This is a genomic window from Lentilactobacillus dabitei, assembly GCF_019061365.1.
GTDB lineage: Bacteria > Bacillota > Bacilli > Lactobacillales > Lactobacillaceae > Lentilactobacillus > Lentilactobacillus dabitei.
In genome coordinates, this window is sequence record NZ_JAHPPD010000213.1 from 1 (window position 1) to 226 (window position 226).

Consider the following 226-nt stretch of genomic DNA (forward strand, 5'->3'; position numbering starts at 1 on the left):
TTAAAGCTGAACGTCCTTGGTAAGTTCGCCGAGCAATGACAATTTTTTTAAAACTTGTTCCAATAAAGAATCAGCCGTAGGTTCAGCTTTAGTTGACCAAATTTTGTAATAGTTGTAAACTGACCGCCATTCTGGGAAATCACCAGGGACTTGACGCCATTGGCAACCGGTTTTCAAGACATATAGGACCGCACAGAAGACCTCGTAGAGGTCATATTTTCGAGGC

At 42.5% G+C, this 226-nt stretch carries 1 pseudogene; it reads right to left on the minus strand.

The window, feature by feature from the left end:
• Positions 1 to 42: 42 nt before the first annotated feature.
• Positions 43 to 226, minus strand: a pseudogene (locus KTE19_RS13825) (transposase); the annotation flags it as partial.